We start from the raw sequence: 16,066 nt of genomic DNA, 5'->3' as shown, positions 1-16,066 counted from the left end.
GCCTCCCTCGGAGGTGAAGCGAGGGCGCCCCCCTCCCTCCGGGGCGCCCCTGTCACCGCCCTGTCACAGAGGCGGGTGGCTCAGTAGGCGTAGGTGGCGACGTCCTGGCGCACCACTCCGACAATGCCTTCCCAGTTGCCGTTGCCGTAGTGGTTGTAGTTCTCGCCATCATCCCGGAACTGGACCGTGTGGTAGGACCACTTGGCCTTGCCGTTGCTGGTGGCGGCGGTGCCCGTGTTCAGCGTGCCGTCGCAGAACCAGTCACCGGGGTTGCAGAAGCCGCCCTTGGCGGAGACGCCGCCCGTGGAGTGGTAGGCCACCGCCTCGTCGTCCTGGCCCGACAGGATGCCCGAGTAGGCCGTGCCCTTGGCTCCGGCGAACATGTAGAACCAGACCGAGGCCGTGGTGTTGTGGTTGTACTTGGATCGCGCGGTGGAGGTGACCAGGTCGCTCACGATGGGGTCGCTCACCGCCCACTCGCCATAGTCGGCCAGCTCGCTGCCGCCGCCAGCGCCCGAGGCCACGTCCACCCACTTGATGTTCCAGCCCGTCTGGGTTCCGCCCGCGTCGCCACAGACGCCACTGGAGTTGGGCGTGGCGTTCTTCTTGTTGCGCGCGGAGGTACCGTACAGCGCCAGCGTGTAGCCGATCTGCAGGTCGCCCGCGCTGTGCACGGCGATGTAGCACCAGTTGTCGCCGGTGCAGAAGCAGTCGAGCGCGTTGCGGATATAGGCGTTTTGCGAGGCGATGCTCTGCGAGCCGTTCCAGTTGACGGCCTTCTTGTTCACACCGGCCGAGGCGCTGCTCGGGCCCCAGTTGGAGAAGTCGGCGTAGTTGCCAATCTGGGTACCGCCACCGTTCTTGCCGTGGATCCACAGCGTGTAGTTGGTGGCCGAGGCCTCCGGGGCGGCGAGGAAGGCGGCGGCCGCGGCCGCGACGACTGCCGTTCTGACGGGTGTGCTCATGCGGTGTTCCTGGGGTAGGGGGGGTTGCGCCCGCCCGGCTGATGAGCGGGCGAGTTCAATCCTACCACCAAGTTTTATCGCACAGCAGGGGTATTCCCTTAAAACGAGAAAGAAGACTCCCGTTTGCTCAAGCGCTGGGGGGAGTCTGGCGTCCGAGGGCGCGTGCCAGCTCCGTCCGGGCGGTGGCCAGGTTGTACGAGGCTTGGACGCGCTGGACGGCGGCGTTGGTGGCGGAGAGCTGCGCGTCGGACAGCTCGATGATGTTGCCCACGCCCGCGCGGTAGCGGCCCTCGGCAAGACGGAGCCGCTCGCGGGCATTGGTCAGGGCCTCCTCCGCGGCGGACAGGCTCTCGCGTGCGGCCGTCACGGCGAGCTGCGCGCGCTCCACCTCCAGGCGCACCTGCTGGCGCAATGCGTCACGCTGGGCCTGGATGCTGTTGAGGTTGGCCTGCTGCTCGCGCACCTGGGCGCGGGTGAGCCCGCCCTGGAAGAGGGGCCAGCTCAGCCCCACCTGGCCGCTCACGCCCCAGTCCAGGTTCGCCGGGTTCGGGCCCGAGTCCGTCGCCGACACCGAGGCGGACAGGCTCGGCCAGTAGTTGCCGCGAGTGGCGGAGATGGTCAGCTCCTGGGCGCGCAACTGGTGCTCGTTGGCGGCCAGGTCCGGCCGGCCCTGGAACGCGGCGTCCACCAGCGTGTCGACGGACTGGTCCTCGCCCTGCACGACGCCCACCGTCTCCTCCTGGACGGTGTAGCCGGTGGTGGCCTCCACGCCCATGGCCTGGTTGAGCTGGGCCTTGCTGGTGGCGGCGTTGTTGCGCGCCTGGATGAGCTGCACCTGGGCGTTGGCCACCGCCGTGCGCTGTTGAAGCAGGTCGATCTCCGGCCGCGTGCCCACCTGCACCTGGGCCTGCACCTGGGCCAGGTGTGCCTTCTCGTTCTCCAGCGTCTCCTGGGCCACCTGCACCAGCACCTGCTGCGCCAGGGCGTTGAAGTAGGCCGCCTGCACATTGGCCTGCACGTTGATCAACGTCTGGGATTCGGTGGCCTTCTGGGCCTCGGCGGACTGCTGGGAGGAGTGCCACCGGCCGGTGGTGCGGCCGAAGTCCCAGATGAGCTGGTTGAGCGAGGCGCCCACGTTGAAGCCCTCGCGGCTGATGAAGCCGGAGGGGGTCGTCGTACCCACGCCAGCTCCCTTGTTGGAGAAGGAGCGGTTGTATGAAGCGCTGGCGCTCACCTGGGGCAGCAGCGAGGAGAAGTTCTGGTCCACGCGGGCACTGGCCGCGGAGGTGTTGGCCTGGGCCTGGCGCAACTGCGGCTGCCGCTCGCGGGCGGTGCGCAGGGCCTCCTCCAGGGTGAGGACGCGCTGCTGCGTCTGCTGGGCCCACGCCGGAGCGGCGGCGAGCAGCAGGGCAAGGATGGGGAAGAGCGTTCGCATTACTCGTACCTCAGGGCGTCGATAGGGTCGAGCTGACTGGCCTTGCGTGCGGGGTACAGGCCGAAGCCCACGCCCACCAGCGCGCTGAAGCCGAGCGCCAGGAAGATGACATCCGGCCGTACCAGCAGGGGCCATTGGAACTGGACCGCGAGCAGCCGGGCCACGCCCAGTCCGGCGGCCGCGCCAATGAGCCCTCCGAGCAGTGACAGCGTCAGCGCCTCGATGAGGAACTGGAGGAGGATGTCGCGAGGCCGCGCGCCCACCGCCACCCGTACACCAATCTCGCGGGTGCGCTCGGTGACGCTCACCAGCATGATGTTCATGATGCCGATGCCGCCCACCACCAGGGACACGGCGGCGATGGAGGCCAACAGCAGGCTCAGCGTCTCGGTGCTCTGCTGCCGGCTGTTGGCCAGCTCGGACAGGTCCCGGATGTCGAAGTCGTTGGCGGCGTCGTCGGCCAGCCGGTGCCGCTCGCGCAGGAGCGTGGTGACGTCCTGCTGGGCCTTCGCGGTGCCGGCGCTGGCGTCGGCCTGCACGTAGAGGATGCCGGTGATGAACTTGCCCAGGCTCTGCGCCTGCAACTGACGTTGGAAGGTGGTGGCGGGGACGAAGATGCTGTCGTCGTAGTCCTGCCCCATGGGGGACTGCCCCTTGCGCGCCGTCATCCCGATGATGGTGAAAGGGGTCTTCTTGATGCGGATGACCTGCCCCACCGGGTTGAAGCCCGCCCCATAGAGCTTCTCCACCACCGTCTGGCCGATGACGGCCACCTTGGCTCCCGCGTCCACATCCGCCTGGGTGAAGCGCCTGCCCTGCTCGATGGTCCACACGCGCACGTCGAAGAATTCGGGCGTGCTGCCCGTCACGCTCGTCGTCCAGTTCTGGTCCTCGGAGAACACCTGGGTGTTCGTGCGCATCTCGGGAGCGGCGGCGCGCACGCTCGACACCTGCGTGCGGATGGCGTCCAGGTCGTCCCAGGTGATGGTGGGCTGGCTGCCGAACCCGCCCCGCGCGCCTCCCGAGTTGGTGGAGCCGGGCATGACGATGAGCAGGTTGGTGCCCATGGAGTCGAACACCTTCTGCACGTTGGCACGCGCCCCATCGCCAATGGCCACCATGGCGATGACGGCTCCCACGCCGATGATGATGCCCAGCGCGGTGAGGAAGGAGCGCATCTTGCTGCGCAGCAGCGAGCGCACCGCCAGTGACAGGGTCTCCAGCACGTTCATGACACGGCCTCCTCCAGCGGGGGCACTTCCGCGGGCACCGGCTGCTGGCGCCGGTCCGAGAGGATGCGCCCGTCCTTCACCACCACCACGCGTCCGGCGTACCCGGCGATGTCCGGCTCGTGCGTCACCAGCACGAGCGTGATGCCCTCGTGGCGCAATTCCTGGAAGAGCGCCATCACCTCCACGCTGGTGCGCGAGTCCAGGTTGCCCGTGGGCTCGTCGGCGAGGATGACGCGCGGTCGGCTCACCAGGGCCCGGGCGATGGCCACGCGCTGCTGCTGTCCACCGGAGAGCTGGCGCGGGTGGTGGTCCAGGCGCGCGCCCAGGCCCACCCGCTCGAGCGCTTCACGCGCCCGCTTCCTGCGCTCGCGCGCGGGCACCCCGGCGTAGAGCATGGGCAGCTCCACGTTCTCCAGCGCCGTCGTGCGTGCCAGCAGGTTGAAGCTCTGGAAGACGAAGCCCAGGGTGCGGTTGCGCACGATGGCCAGGTCGTTGCGGTCCAGGCGCGAGACGTCCTGGCCATCCAGCAGGTACTGGCCCGCGGTGGGCCGGTCCAGGCAGCCGAGGATGTTCATCAGGGTGGACTTGCCCGAGCCGCTCGAGCCCATGATGGCCACGAACTCGCCGGCCTCCACGGAGAAGTCCACGCCCCGCAGGGCCGCCACCTCCACGTCTCCCGTCCGGTAGATCTTGCTCACGCCGCGGAGCGCGATGAGTGGTGTCTGTTCTGGGTTGTCGTTCATGTCGCGCCTCCCCATCACCTAGAAGGGCCCCGGGGGACGGAAGCCGCCACCCCGTCCGCCACCCATCCCGCCACCCATCCCACCGCGCTGGCCGGAGCTGGCGCCCTGCGGCACCTGCGCATCCGCGGCCAGGGCGGTGATGACCGCGTCACCCTCGCGCAGGTCTCCCTCCACCTCCGTGTACGTGCCATCCGTCACTCCGGGCTTCACGTGCACGGGCCTCGGCCGCCCGTCGCGCAGGACGAACACCGTCTTGGTTCCGGGCTCGGGCTTCTTCCACGCACCCGGCTCTCCAGGGCCTCCCGCGCCGCCCGCACCACTGGCGCTGCCCGCACCACTGGCGCTGCCCTCGCCACCGACACCCCCCGCGCCGCCCATGCCAGGGCCTCCGCGCCGAGCTCCCTCGGGGGGCATGGGCGGCCGGAAGCGCAGCGCCGCATTGGGCACGGTGAGCACGTTCTCCCGGTGCGCGGTGATGAAGGTGACGTTGGCCGTCATTCCTGGCTTGAGCTTCAGCTCCGGGTTCGCCACGTCGATGACGGCGTCATAGGTGACGACGTTCTGCACCGTCTGCGACGCGTTACGGATCTGCCGGATGACGCCCTCGAAGCTCACCCCGGGCCAGGCATCCACGGTGAAGGTGGCGCGCATGCCATCCACCAGCCGGCCCACGTCGGACTCGGCGACGCTGGTGTCCACCTGCATCTTCCGCAGGTCCTCGGCGATGGTGAACAGGGTGGGGGCCTGCAGCGAGGCCGCCACCGTCTGCCCCACGTCCACGCTGCGCGAGATGACGATGCCGTCCGTGGGCGACACGATGGTGGCGTAGTGCAGGTTCACCTCCGCCTCGTTGAGCGCAGCCTGGGCCTGGGCCAGCGAGGCCTCGGCCGAGGTCACCTGGGCCTGGGCCGACTGGGCGCTGGCCTCGGCGGTGTCCAGCTCCGACTGGGAGATGAACTGCTGCTCGCGCAGAGTCTTTGAGCGCTCGGCCTGGCGGCGGGAGTTCTCTGCCTCCACGCGAGCCTTCTGCACGTTGGCCTTCGCGGACAGCAGGTTGGCCCGGGCCCGCTCCAGCGCGGCCTGGAGCAGCTGCGGGTCGATGCGGGCAATCACCTGCCCCTTCTTCACCGGCGAGTTGTAGTCGACCAGGATCTCCTGGATGCGGCCGGACACCTGGCTGCCCACCTGCACCGTCACCAGCGCGGACACCGTCCCGGTCGCCGTCACGCGGGACTCGACGTCGCGCCGCTGCACCGCCGTCGTCTCGAAGTTGGCCGCCGGGTCCTTCGCCTTGGGCCGCAGCAGCCACACGCCCCCGGCCACCACTGCGGCGATGAGCAGCGCCCACAGGGGCCAGCGCCTGGGCAGGCGTCCGCGCCGGGTGACGTCCTCCGGCACGGGGGCGGGCTTGATGGAACGGGACGGCTCTTCCTGTCGCGGCGACTCGGTCGTGGACCTCATGGCCCACGATCTATGTGCCGCAATGTTTCGGTGAATCTCGTGATTGTTACGAAAGATGACGGGCGACGTTCGCCTGCTCGGCTGCCTGCCCTGCGGGCGGGGCGGCGGGGAGGATGACGCGGGCCGTCGTACCCTGGCCGGGCTGGCTCTCCAGGGTGAGCGTGCCCCCGTGGGCGATGACGATGCGGCGCGCGAGCGCGAGTCCCAATCCCACACCGCCCGTCTTCCGGGCCCGGCTGCGATCGCTGCGGAAGAACGGGGTGAAGAGGTGGGGCAGGTCGTTCGCGTCGATGCCGATGCCCTCGTCCCGCACCTCCACCTGGAGGCCGTTGTCCAGCGGGCGGGCGAGCAGCCGCACGGTGGTGTGGGGCTCGGAGTACTTGCCCGCGTTGTCGAGCAGGTTGTCGAACGCGCGCCTCAACAGCACCGGGTCCGCCTCCAGCGCGGGCAGGGCGCCCTCCACGCGCACGTCGAGCCGATGCTCGGGCCGGGCGGAGCGGAAGCGGGTGGCGGCCTTGTCCAGCAGGGATTGGGCCTCCACGTGCTCGCGGCGCAGCGGAGGGGTGGCGCCGGGCGTCTGTTCCGTGGCGAGGTCCAACCGGGCCGCGGTGAGCACGTCGGAGATCAACCGCTCCAGCTCACCCAGGTCCTCGGCGATGTCCCCGAGGGATTCACGTGCCAGCTCGGCGCTCCCCTCGTTGGCCAGGTCCAGGGCCACGCGGATGCGGGCCAGCGGGGTGCGCAACTCGTGCGAGACGTTGGCGAGCAGCTCCTTCTGCGAGCGCAACAGGTAGGTGACGCGCTCGGCCATTTCGTCGAAGGCCTCGGCCACCTGTCCCAGCTCGTCGCGCCGGCGCACGCCCGTGCGCGCGCCCAGGTTGCCCGAGCCGAGCGCCCGGGCCGCCGCGGCCAGCTGTTGGAGGGGCACGGCCAGGGAGCGGGCGAAGACGATGGACGTGATGGCGGTGCACCCGAGGACCACGGCGAGCATGATCCACAGGTCGGGGGGAGGCCCGGGCGGCGGGGGCGTCTCCATGAGGGCATAGGCCTCCAGAGGGCCCTTCTCCGGGATGCCCACCACGATCGTATGAGGCGGCTCGGGGCTGCTCTCCATGCGATCCGTCTCGAGCTGTTGGAGCTCCTCGGCGGAGAGGGGTTCGCGGGGCCGCGGGAGATTGGAGGCGAGGAGCCGGCCGTCGACGGCGCGCATCGTCACCCGCAGCCGGAGCTGCTGGCCTGCCCGGTCCAACGCCCCTTGCAGTTCCTCTGGCTGGTCGCGGAACCGGGCCCACTCGGAGACGAAGTAGGCCGCGTTCCGCTCATAGAAGTGCGGCCGGGGTCCCCCCTCGTTGACGTACCGGCGGGCGAGGGTGAACGCGAAGGCGATGAGCAGGAGCTGCGCGAGGCCCACCAGGTAGATGCGCAGCAGCAGCCGACCGGGGAGCCGGGGGCGCCGGCCACTCATGTGTCGTCCCCGGTGGCGAGCATGTAGCCCGCGCCGCGCACCGTCTTGAGCAGCTTCGGGTTGCGGGGGTCCTCCTCGATCTTCTGGCGGATGCGGAAGATGTGCACGTCCACGGAGCGGTCGAATACCTCCTCCGCGTTGCCCTTGACCAGGTCCAGGAGCTGCTCACGGCTGAGGACGCGCCCGGCGCGCTCGGCCAGGACGCGCAGCAGCCCGAATTCGTAGGTGGTCAGCGGCAGCGTCTTGCCATCGAGCGTGGCGCTGAGGCTGCGGGGATCCAACGACAGCTTGCCGACCAGGAGGGGCTGGGTGGAAGGCCCGGAGCGCCCGCGGGCCCGGCGGACATGGGCGCGGATGCGAGCAAGCAGCTCGCGCGAGGAGTAGGGCTTGGCGAGGTAGTCATCGGCGCCCGTCTCCAGACCGAGCACTCGATCGGCCTCCTCGCCGCGGGCCGTCACCATGATGATGGGAACGTCACTGCGCGTGCGCAGCTCGCGGCACACCTCCATCCCATCGCGCCCGGGCAGCATGAGGTCCAGGAGGATGACGTCGTAGGCATGGCGGCTCGCCTCGGCCAGCCCCTCGGGGCCGGTGCGGACGATGGTGACGAGGATGCCGTGCTCCTGGAGGTAGCGGCTGGTGAGCCGGGCCAGGCGCTCGTCGTCCTCCACCAGCAGCACCTGGATGGTTCCTTCTTCGGTGGCGGGCTGTGTCGGTTGATCCATGGTCGCGTCTCTCCTCTCGTCGTACCCACCGCCCCTGGGGTCACGACGATGAAGATACGACCCGGGGGCAAGTTAGAGGGGTTCGAGGTGCCACCGTCTGACGGACGGCTGACAGGATGCTTGCCCCCGGGCCGCATCGTGGAAGTTGCCAGCCTGACATGTCCGGCGGGCTTCGGTTGTATGAAGAAATATTTCCGGGCGAGAAGCGGAGGTGGAGCCGGGAGGGACCCTCCGATCGGGCCCCCGGGCCGCCGCTGTATGGCAAGCGGCCCGGGAGGGCCCTGTTTATGATTCGCGGCATGCTCAAGACTGCCTTTGTGATGACCGCCGTCCTGGGTTCGTCGCCGGGTGATCGGCCTCCTTCCCCCCCGACGACGAAGGTCGTGACCTTCGAGGGCGCCTGTGATGCGTCGGGCGCCGTGGTGCAGGGCAAGTGGTCGTTCACCGTCGCCGATGACGAGGACAACATCATCCGCGTCTATGACGGCAAGACCGGGGGCCGCCCCATCCGAACCACCGACCTGTCCTCGTCGCTGGGTCTTTCCATGGGCAAGAAGGGGGCTCCGGAGACAGACATCGAAGCCGCGACGGAGATACCGCCCCTCTCGTTCTGGCTGTCCTCTCATGGACGCAAGAGCTCCGGAAAGCTGGATACCAATCGCTTCCGCTTCTTCGCGACCCGCACCTCCCGGAATGGGACGGTCCAGCTCGAGGGAAAGCCATACACCCAGCTGCTCGATGACCTGCTCGCGGCGCCCCAGCTCGCGGCGTTCGACCTGGCCTCGGCCTCCAAGCGCGCTCCGAAGGCGGAGGGGGGACTCAACATCGAGGGCATGACGGCGATGGAGGATGGGAAGTCCGTCCTGATTGGCTTCCGGAATCCGCTTCCCGAGGGCAAGGCCCTCACCATCGTCCTCTTGAACCCGGCGGAGTTGCCGCAAGGGAAGCCCGCGCGTCTGGGAGCCGTGCGGCTGCTGGACTTCGGTGGGTTGGGGATTCGCTCCATCTCCCGGTGGAAGGGCCGGTACCTCTTCATCGCGGGCCCCACCTCGGGACAGGGCGGCTCCCGCCTGTTCACCTGGGATGGCAAGGCGGAACGGCCCACGCTGGTGGAGAGCGCCGACTTCACCGACCTCAACCCCGAGGCCTTTGTCACGTTCGAGGACAAGGAGGAGATCCTCGCCCTCAGTGACGACGGAACGCGCCTGCTCGACGGCGTCGAGTGCAAGCGGCTCCAGGAGCCGGAGAAGAAGCGCTTCCGAGGGGTCTGGCTCCGGCTGCCCCCGAAGTCCTAGCGCTCAGGAGTGCTCCAGGACGACGCCCTGGATGACGTTGGCCACATCGAGGCACTTGTCGGTGGCGCTCTCGATGAGGTCGTAGATCTCCTTCCACTTGATGATGGTGAGGTGGTCCACGCCGCTCTTGAAGAGCTTGCCCATGCCGGCGCGCAGGGTCTCGTCCGCCTGGGTCTCCAGCTGTTTGATGGCCTTGCAGCCGGCGAGGATCTTCTCCGGCTGTTTGATGAGCCGCAGCATGGCCACCACCTCGCGAATCTTCTCCGCGGACAGGACCAGCAACCGGGCCAGCTCGGTGGCCTCCGGAAGGCTGGTCTGGATTTCGTAATAGAGGAGGCGGGCGGCGGCCGCGTTGGTGAAGTCCAGCACGTCGTCGATGCGGGAGAGCAGGGCGTGGATCTGCGTCCTGTCGAAGGGCGTGATGAACTGCTGGTGCAGCCGGTTGAAGGCGGCGTGCGTGACGGAGTCCCCCTTGTGCTCCACCTCCTTGAGCGCCAGGACCCGGGCGGGGACGTCCCGGTAGTCGCTCAACAGCTCATGCAGCATCCGCGCCCCCTCCAGGGTCACGGCACACTGGGCGTCGAAGTCGTTGAAGAACTCGTCGGACCTGGGCATCAGTTTCTCGAGCATTCGACCTCCTGAGCGCCCTGTCTGCGGGCGCGGCAAACCACGAATCACTCCGGATCGATGGAGGCACTCCGGACGCCCGGCAGCGCGCCGCGCACCCCTTCGAGCAGCTCGAAGCCATCCATCCGCCGGGGCATGGCGATCTCCACCACGGCCGTGCCTCCCAGCGCCGAGGGCGCCTGTTCGAGCGTGACGACGCGCGCTCCCGGGTGCAGGGCTCTCAGCGGTGGCAGTGCCGCGCCCAGGTCCTCCACGTCCAGGGACACCTTCACCCACTGCGTGTCGTGCTGGGCCGTCGAGTCCAGCACCATCAGCACGGCGCCGAGGAAGAACGTCGCGCACAGGGCGACCTGGAAGGCGCCCAGCCCGCAGGACATGCCCACGCCGATGAGCACGAACATGACCGCGGCATCCCGGGGGTCCTTGATGCCCGAGCGGAAGCGGATGAAGCCGCCGAGGCCCACCAGCCCGAAGGCGCGGGACATGCTGTCGCCGATGACTGTCGTCATCACCGCTCCGGCCACGGCGATGAGCAACTGGGTGTGCACGGTCTGCTGGGCGGGGGCCAGGGCGTTCGGCATCCACTTGCGCCAGGGCCGGTAGGCGAGGATTCCGCCGAGCACGAGGGCGAGGCTGAAGCGCAGCAGGGCGTCGAGGACGGGCAGGACATGGGGACTGACGGAGGCCCCGTGTGTCAGGGCATCAGGCGGAGGCATCGCGTCTCTCCTGGGTAGTGTCCGAGGCGGCGCGTGCGGCTTGGCGCAGCAGGGCGAAATCCTGGGGGTGGTTCTCCAGCAGCCGCTCGATGAGGGCCTGTCCCCGGGAGGTCGTGGCCAGGGGCCCCAGGTTCTTCACCGTGGCGGCGGGCCAGGTGTCCGCCAGCGCGGTGCGCAGCTTCCACGCCGTGGCTCCCTCCATTCCCACGAACGAGTCCAGCGCCTCCTCGCACTGAACTCCGAAGGACTCGCGCAGCGCCCAGGCGCGGGGAACGTCCAGGCCGTCCAGGGTTCCGAGCACCGCCCGGGGCGCGCGTGCCACGTGCCGCTCGCGCATCTCCCAGGCCCGCTCGCTGTCGAGCCCTTGCAGGGTGCGCAGCACGGCGTCGGGTGCCGCCTCGAAGGCGCGCTCGCGCCAGTCCCAGGCCTGTGCGTCATCGACTCCCCGGATGGCGCGGCAGGCGATGCGCGCCACCCGCTCCAGGCCGAGTGCCGGTTCGCCTCCCATGTCCGACAGCCAGCGCCAGCGCTCCTCCCACGCGCGCTCACCGCCGAGCCTCGCGAGCGACGAGACGACATGCTCCGCGGCGGAGAAGTAGAGCCGCTCGCGCATCTTCCACGCCCGCTCCGAGTCGAGCCCGTCCAGCGAGTCCGCGACGGCCTCGTGCTTGCGCGTCTCCCAGCGTTCGCGGAGCTCCCAGGCCTCGGGGGTGTCCGCGGCCAGGTCCTTGAGCGAGCCGAGCACCTGCACCGGGGCCGCCTCCTCCAGTTGTCCGCGCAGGCTCCACGCCTCCGCGTCCGTGAGTCCGGACAGACCATGGGCGATCAGCTCGGGGCACGGTCCGGCCAGCAGTCTCCGGCGCTCCGCGATGTCCGGGCCCTCCAGGCCCGCGAGGAACCAGGCGGCGAGCTGCGGCTCCTGCTTCATCCAGCCATCCAGCCGCGCGAGGAAGCGCACGCGGGCCTCCGTCAGCGAGCGGATGGGCGCCACCGGACGCGAGCGCACGGGCGGAGACGCGGAGGACTCGCCGTTCTTGAGCCGCAGCACCTCCTGGACGAGCAGGGCCACGAGCGCGTCGAGCGGCACGTCCGAGTTCTCGATGAGGCACCACCGCCTGGGAGACTCCGCGGCGAGTGCCCGGTAGCCGGCGCGTAGCCGCGACTGGAGCCCCACTCCCGCCAGTCCCTTGCGGGAGGGCGTGCCCTGCGGGGGCGTCAGGAGCTTCGAGATGCGGCGGCGGGCTCGTGCGATCGCCGGGTCCACGTCGATGAGGAAGACGCGGTCGGGCTGAAGGCCGCGGGAGCAGGCGTCCAGGATGGGCCGCACCTCGTGCTCCGGAAGCCCTCGGCCCCAGCGGGCGAGCACCTCGGCGGTGTAGAGGAAACGGTCGGCGATGACGACCTCGTACTCGGCGAGCGCGGGGCGGGTCACCTCCTCGAGGAGCTGGGTCTCTCGAGCCGAGTAGAGGAGCAGCTCGGCCATGGGGGTGAGCGCGAGGTGGAGGGGGTTGCGGGTGAAGCGCCGCAGTCCCTCGGACACGGGCGAAGCCAGCTTGCCGTCCTCTCGGACGTGACGCACGCGCAGCCCCGCCCGGCGCAGCTCGCGCGCCACGCGGTTGGACAGCGTCGTCTTGCCGGAGCCATCGATTCCTTCGAAGACAATCAACATCAGAAGCTCACCTCCATCTGCAGCAGCACCGCGCGCCTGTCCGTGAGGCTGTTGTCGAGGGACTGGACGGAGGCGGGCACGGACGCCTCGGCCCGGCGGCTCTCCACCTGGGCCTGCAACCGCCAGCGGCCCCTCTGACCGAAATTGAGTCCTCCCGCGGCCTCCCAGAGCCGGTCCTCCGGGAGTTGGAGATCCGGATCGAACAGCGACAGCATGAGGAAGGGCTCGAGGAACAGTGCGCCCTTGCGGCCGCCGCCGATGCGCCAGGCCGTGAGTGCCCGCGCCGTGAGCAGAGGCCCCTCGGCCCCCACCAGGAGCGCATTGCGTCCCACGAGCACCTCGGCCCAGGTGCGCAGCTCTCCCTGGCCGATGGGCAGCGAGTGCTTCGCGTCGACCCCGGCCGTCCAGGTGGACCTTGTGTCTGCCATGGCGGAGACGCCCAGCTCGAGCGAGTCCAACACCTCCCAGGTGCCACGGAAGCCCGGGACGAGGCCGAGCCCGTCCGCCAGGGGAGCCTTGTCGCCGGAGTCGTCCATCTGCCACACGCCGGCGCGCAGCTTGAGTGCCCGCTCACACCCGGTGCACTTCCACTCGAGCTGGGCGCCGATGCGGCGGCCGGTGAGCCCGAGCGCGTCGGAGAGGACATCGCGGAGCAGGCCGCGGCGCACGAGCGGGAGCCGCGTCGTGGATTCGAGCTCCACGAGGGACAGGGGCACCTTGAAGTGGCCGGCCCGGACGGAGAAGCCCCCGGCGAGATTCAGCGAGATATAGGCGTCCTTGAGGCCGTCCTGGACGTCGAGCTCCACCACGGCGCGAAGGCGCTTCTTCCACTGGTAGGTGAGCTCGATGCGCGCGGCGGGGATGGAGAGTTCCCCGGACCAGGCCTTCTCGCCCTTGGCACCGAGCGCTTCGCGGACGGAGAGCCGTCCGCCCACCGTCACCGAGCCGAACGCGGAGGGAAGCCGGAGGCTGTCCGAGGTCTCCTCGGGGGCGGGGGCTGTGGAGGGAGCGGGGGCCGGCGGGGCTTCGGGAGCCTCCTCGGTCTTCGAGGCCTCGGGGGCCTCCTGGGGAGCTGCGTCCTGTGCCCGAGCGGAGGACGCGAGGATCATCAAGGCAATGGGGAGCCATCCGGCGGAGCGACTCCGGCCGCCGGTGGGGAGAAGACGAGAGCTGTACACGACTGGGATGTCCTTGGGAGCTATTGCGTGGAAGGCGCACCGGCGAGACGCGCTCGCATGCCTTGTTCGAACTTCGAGCCCTGGGTCTCGAAGGGCTCCAACGTCCAGAGCAGCCCCTCCAACCAGAGAGGGGTGCGGCCCCGCCACTTCACCTCCAACAACGTGGCGGGGGCGCGTTGGAGCAGCCGCGAGGGGGCCGCGAGCTCGCCCGTGGCACTGCGCTCCGGTGGGAGCGCGAAGACGAGGTCCTCGTCCACGGTGATGCGCACGCTGGCATCGTGGGACGCGTGCGTGCCGCGCCGGTACCAGGCCGTCACCCAGGGTCTCACCGGCGCGTGGGGCAGTTGCCGCAGGAGCCGGGCCGCCTCACACGTCTCGGTCAGGAGTGCACCCGAGAGCAGTGTCCCCGCCTCCTCCGCGGTGAGGGGGATGCGGACCTTGGTGCGCCGGTCTCCGGCGTTCTTCTTCATCTCGAGGAACCGCTTGCCGGAGAGCACGGGCGGGTGGGCGAGATCCGCCGTCCCCGCGTACTCCCGCAGCCGCAGCCGCTCGGCGTGTCCGGCCCGGCACGAGCCCAGGAAGTCCAGCTCCTCGGTGTCGAAGTAGGTCGTCCGCGTGAAGGCGAAGGGAAGACCGGAGTTGTACACACAGGGGCTCGTCCAGCGCCGGGCATCCCTCATGAAGAGGTCCAAGGCCTCGCGAGAGGGCTGGAATTTCCTCTCATGATCCAACTCCACCGAGGCGGACGGCATGGGACGGGGACTCGTGCAGGCCGGGGTGTTCATGGGCTCGTTCCGAAGGCGGTTTCGACTTCGGCCTGGCGCTTCGCGGCGAAGTTCAGCAGGCCACTGGTGCCCGTGAGCGAGTCCTCGAAGGCCTGGGTATTGCTGATGAAGGTGTAGCCCGGCTGCTCCGCGTTCTCGCCCACCACCCATGGAGCGATGAGGTCGTGCTCCTCGCGCAGGCGGGCCTGGAACTTGTCCGGGGCGAGCGGTCCCCGCGCCGCCTCCAGCGCGTATTGCTTGTAGATGGCGAAGTAGGTGGGGTCATCCATCAGGTAGCGGATGAGCGGCCAGGTCGCGTCCACGTTGTCCTGCGTCAGCGACGTGGCCCGCCCCATGCCTTCACCCATGGACCGGTCGTGGTCCCAGGTAATCCAGCGCAGGCGCCCGTTCCCGTTCGGGTCGGCATACAGGAAGTAGTTGTGGGACATGCCGCCGTAGGCGTCCCAGTTCTGCAGCACCGTGTTGACCGCGAGCCACTTGAGGAAGCCATCCACGTCCAGCTTCGCCTCGAGCCGTGCGCGCCAGGCCGCCGCGTCGGTGCGGTCGGAGTTGAGCGCGGCGATGGCCTCCTCCACGGGCGCCCAGCCCTGCTCCTCGTTCGCCTGGATTTCAAAGGACTCCTGGTCGAAGGTGCCCCAGCGCGCGCCCGTGCCGTCCGCCTCGTAGAGCGCTCCCTTGTGGCTTCCGAAGCTCCTGTCGAGCAGCGGCTCCTCGGGGTCCTCGTCGAGCGTGTAGAGGCCGAAGTACTGGGAGCCCTCTCCGTGGTCCACGTACAGGGCGACGAAGGCGGTGTGGCCGGCGGGCACACCGAACTCGCGGAAGATCTGCGTGGCCACCTTGTCGCGCAGCAGCGACGTGTCGGCCGCGCCGTTGCCGAAGGACAACTTCTTGAAGCCGTAGAAGCGCTGGTCCTCGATTTCGGGATGCTCATCCTCGAACTTGTCGAAGTTGAGCCGGAACGGCAGCTTGCCCACCCCGCTGCGCCACGTCTGCGACAGGGAGGAGTTGCCCTTCATCCGCACGCCTACGTACTGCCAGGTCTTGCCGTTGAAGCGCACCGTCGAGGGCACGTACACCGGCGTGTTGGGGAGCAGATCTCCTCCGCCTCCGCCACCCGGAACGCCCCCTCCATCCGGAGCGCCACCGCCTCCACCACCAGGGCCGAAGGGGGGACGGCAGATGAGCTGGCCGGCCTGCATCGCGGTGCACGTGCTGGTGAAGGTGCTGCCCATGAAAGTCGCGGTGCAGGAGTCGCCCTCCGCCTTGTCCACGCAGGCCTGGGTGAGCTCGGTGGGGAATCCGCCACCACCGCCGCCAGGACCACCGCCGCCGGGGACGCCACCGTCCGCGTTTCCGCCGGGGACGCCGCCACCCGGGCCCATACCGCCGCCCGAGCCGAACGCGCCCAGCATGCCCGTCATGTCGTCCTGCATCGTCTGCCAGTCCTCTGGCGTGATGACGAGGTCGATCCGCTGCACCTTGCCCTGGGGGAAGACGACGTCGTAGGCGGGCGCTGCGTCCTTTCCGTGCGACGCCTCGGTCCAGCCGTCGGGCCGGTCGACGCCACCACACGCGGTGGTGAAGGCGATGGCGAGTGTGGCGAGCGCTCCAAGGTGGGGACTTCTCTTCATAGGGGTCCTCTCGACAGGGGGGTCGGTGTTCCTTCGCCAGTGCGCGGCCTGGAACCGGCACTGACGCTGCGAGTGGGCACCCTGAAGCGGCTCCGTGACCTGTTCTTTACATGTTTGTGACGAAATATTTTGAACGTGA

Annotated in this window: 14 protein-coding genes; 1 reads left to right on the top strand and 13 read right to left on the bottom strand. The window is 69.5% G+C overall.

Annotated features, from left to right (window positions below; translation table 11 throughout):
• Window positions 1-80 precede the first annotated feature (80 nt).
• The 7 genes from DAT35_RS12195 to DAT35_RS12165 form a co-directional block, all read right to left on the bottom strand.
• On the bottom strand, window positions 81-965 hold the full coding sequence (locus DAT35_RS12195; RefSeq protein WP_108067106.1) for a hypothetical protein: 885 nt from the start codon (window positions 963-965) through the stop codon (window positions 81-83).
• Between the two features lie 127 nt (window positions 966-1,092).
• Window positions 1,093-2,400, bottom strand: a complete 1,308-nt coding sequence (locus DAT35_RS12190) for a TolC family protein (RefSeq protein WP_108067105.1) — start codon at window positions 2,398-2,400, stop codon at window positions 1,093-1,095.
• Window positions 2,400-3,632, bottom strand: a complete 1,233-nt coding sequence (locus DAT35_RS12185; protein ID WP_108067104.1) for an ABC transporter permease — start codon at window positions 3,630-3,632, stop codon at window positions 2,400-2,402. The genes DAT35_RS12190 and DAT35_RS12185 overlap by 1 nt, the downstream gene beginning before the upstream one ends.
• Window positions 3,629-4,375: an ABC transporter ATP-binding protein gene (locus DAT35_RS12180; RefSeq protein WP_108067103.1), complete on the bottom strand. Its 747-nt coding sequence runs from the start codon at window positions 4,373-4,375 to the stop codon at window positions 3,629-3,631. Before DAT35_RS12180 ends, DAT35_RS12185 begins: the two co-directional genes overlap by 4 nt.
• An 18-nt stretch (window positions 4,376-4,393) precedes the next feature.
• Complete coding sequence (locus tag DAT35_RS12175) at window positions 4,394-5,836, bottom strand: efflux RND transporter periplasmic adaptor subunit (protein ID WP_108067102.1); 1,443 nt, start codon at window positions 5,834-5,836, stop codon at window positions 4,394-4,396.
• A 46-nt stretch (window positions 5,837-5,882) separates the two neighbouring features.
• Window positions 5,883-7,301, bottom strand: coding sequence for a cell wall metabolism sensor histidine kinase WalK (locus DAT35_RS12170; protein WP_108067101.1), 1,419 nt, complete (start codon window positions 7,299-7,301; stop codon window positions 5,883-5,885).
• Entirely contained in the window at window positions 7,298-8,026 is a 729-nt protein-coding gene (locus tag DAT35_RS12165; protein WP_108067100.1) for a response regulator transcription factor, read from the bottom strand. Before DAT35_RS12165 ends, DAT35_RS12170 begins: the two co-directional genes overlap by 4 nt.
• 299 nt (window positions 8,027-8,325) lie before the next feature.
• Here DAT35_RS12165 and DAT35_RS12160 point away from each other — a divergent pair, with 299 nt between their 5' ends.
• Window positions 8,326-9,321 carry a DUF3616 domain-containing protein gene (locus DAT35_RS12160; protein WP_108067251.1) on the top strand — a complete coding sequence of 332 codons (996 nt, stop codon included), beginning with the start codon at window positions 8,326-8,328 and terminating at the stop codon, window positions 9,319-9,321.
• Window positions 9,322-9,324: 3 nt separating this feature from the next.
• Here the strand turns inward: DAT35_RS12160 and DAT35_RS12155 are convergent, their stop codons facing one another.
• From DAT35_RS12155 to DAT35_RS12130, 6 genes are all read right to left on the bottom strand, one after another.
• Window positions 9,325-9,951 (bottom strand): DUF47 domain-containing protein, encoded by a 627-nt coding sequence (locus DAT35_RS12155; RefSeq protein WP_108067099.1) that lies wholly within the window; start codon window positions 9,949-9,951, stop codon window positions 9,325-9,327.
• A gap of 44 nt (window positions 9,952-9,995) precedes the next feature.
• Window positions 9,996-10,664: a DUF4956 domain-containing protein gene (locus tag DAT35_RS12150; protein WP_108067098.1), complete on the bottom strand. Its 669-nt coding sequence runs from the start codon at window positions 10,662-10,664 to the stop codon at window positions 9,996-9,998.
• The gene (gene tmk / locus DAT35_RS12145) at window positions 10,651-12,333 is read right to left on the bottom strand and encodes a dTMP kinase (RefSeq protein WP_108067097.1); all 1,683 of its coding nucleotides are present in this window, start codon (window positions 12,331-12,333) and stop codon (window positions 10,651-10,653) included. The genes DAT35_RS12150 and tmk overlap by 14 nt, the downstream gene beginning before the upstream one ends.
• On the bottom strand, window positions 12,333-13,442 hold the full coding sequence (locus DAT35_RS12140) for a porin (protein WP_108067096.1): 1,110 nt from the start codon (window positions 13,440-13,442) through the stop codon (window positions 12,333-12,335). Before DAT35_RS12140 ends, tmk begins: the two co-directional genes overlap by 1 nt.
• Window positions 13,443-13,531: 89 nt before the next feature.
• On the bottom strand, window positions 13,532-14,263 hold the full coding sequence (locus DAT35_RS12135; protein WP_233261425.1) for a VTC domain-containing protein: 732 nt from the start codon (window positions 14,261-14,263) through the stop codon (window positions 13,532-13,534).
• 29 nt (window positions 14,264-14,292) lie between these two features.
• Window positions 14,293-15,927, bottom strand: a complete 1,635-nt coding sequence (locus DAT35_RS12130; protein ID WP_108067094.1) for a CotH kinase family protein — start codon at window positions 15,925-15,927, stop codon at window positions 14,293-14,295.
• Between the last annotated feature and the right edge of the window lie 139 nt (window positions 15,928-16,066).

It is taken from the genome of Vitiosangium sp. GDMCC 1.1324 (assembly GCF_003044305.1).
GTDB lineage: Bacteria > Myxococcota > Myxococcia > Myxococcales > Myxococcaceae > Archangium.
The sequence above is the reverse complement of the archived record's forward strand: the minus strand, read 5'-3'. Positions and strand labels throughout refer to the sequence as shown.

Bases quoted from the DNA above. Each gene is read 5' to 3' on its own strand.
- DAT35_RS12155 (WP_108067099.1), bottom strand. From the start codon at position 9,951: ATGCTCGAGAAACTGATGCCCAGGTCCGACGAGTTCTTCAACGACTTC.
- tmk (WP_108067097.1), bottom strand. From the start codon at position 12,333: ATGTTGATTGTCTTCGAAGGAATCGATGGCTCCGGCAAGACGACGCTG.
- DAT35_RS12195 (WP_108067106.1), bottom strand. From the start codon at position 965: ATGAGCACACCCGTCAGAACGGCAGTCGTCGCGGCCGCGGCCGCCGCC.
- DAT35_RS12190 (WP_108067105.1), bottom strand. From the start codon at position 2,400: ATGCGAACGCTCTTCCCCATCCTTGCCCTGCTGCTCGCCGCCGCTCCG.
- DAT35_RS12135 (WP_233261425.1), bottom strand. From the start codon at position 14,263: ATGCCGTCCGCCTCGGTGGAGTTGGATCATGAGAGGAAATTCCAGCCC.
- DAT35_RS12185 (WP_108067104.1), bottom strand. From the start codon at position 3,632: ATGAACGTGCTGGAGACCCTGTCACTGGCGGTGCGCTCGCTGCTGCGC.
- DAT35_RS12180 (WP_108067103.1), bottom strand. From the start codon at position 4,375: ATGAACGACAACCCAGAACAGACACCACTCATCGCGCTCCGCGGCGTG.
- DAT35_RS12160 (WP_108067251.1), top strand. From the start codon at position 8,326: ATGCTCAAGACTGCCTTTGTGATGACCGCCGTCCTGGGTTCGTCGCCG.
- DAT35_RS12165 (WP_108067100.1), bottom strand. From the start codon at position 8,026: ATGGATCAACCGACACAGCCCGCCACCGAAGAAGGAACCATCCAGGTG.
- DAT35_RS12150 (WP_108067098.1), bottom strand. From the start codon at position 10,664: ATGCCTCCGCCTGATGCCCTGACACACGGGGCCTCCGTCAGTCCCCAT.
- DAT35_RS12130 (WP_108067094.1), bottom strand. From the start codon at position 15,927: ATGAAGAGAAGTCCCCACCTTGGAGCGCTCGCCACACTCGCCATCGCC.
- DAT35_RS12140 (WP_108067096.1), bottom strand. From the start codon at position 13,442: ATGATCCTCGCGTCCTCCGCTCGGGCACAGGACGCAGCTCCCCAGGAG.
- DAT35_RS12170 (WP_108067101.1), bottom strand. From the start codon at position 7,301: ATGAGTGGCCGGCGCCCCCGGCTCCCCGGTCGGCTGCTGCTGCGCATC.
- DAT35_RS12175 (WP_108067102.1), bottom strand. From the start codon at position 5,836: ATGAGGTCCACGACCGAGTCGCCGCGACAGGAAGAGCCGTCCCGTTCC.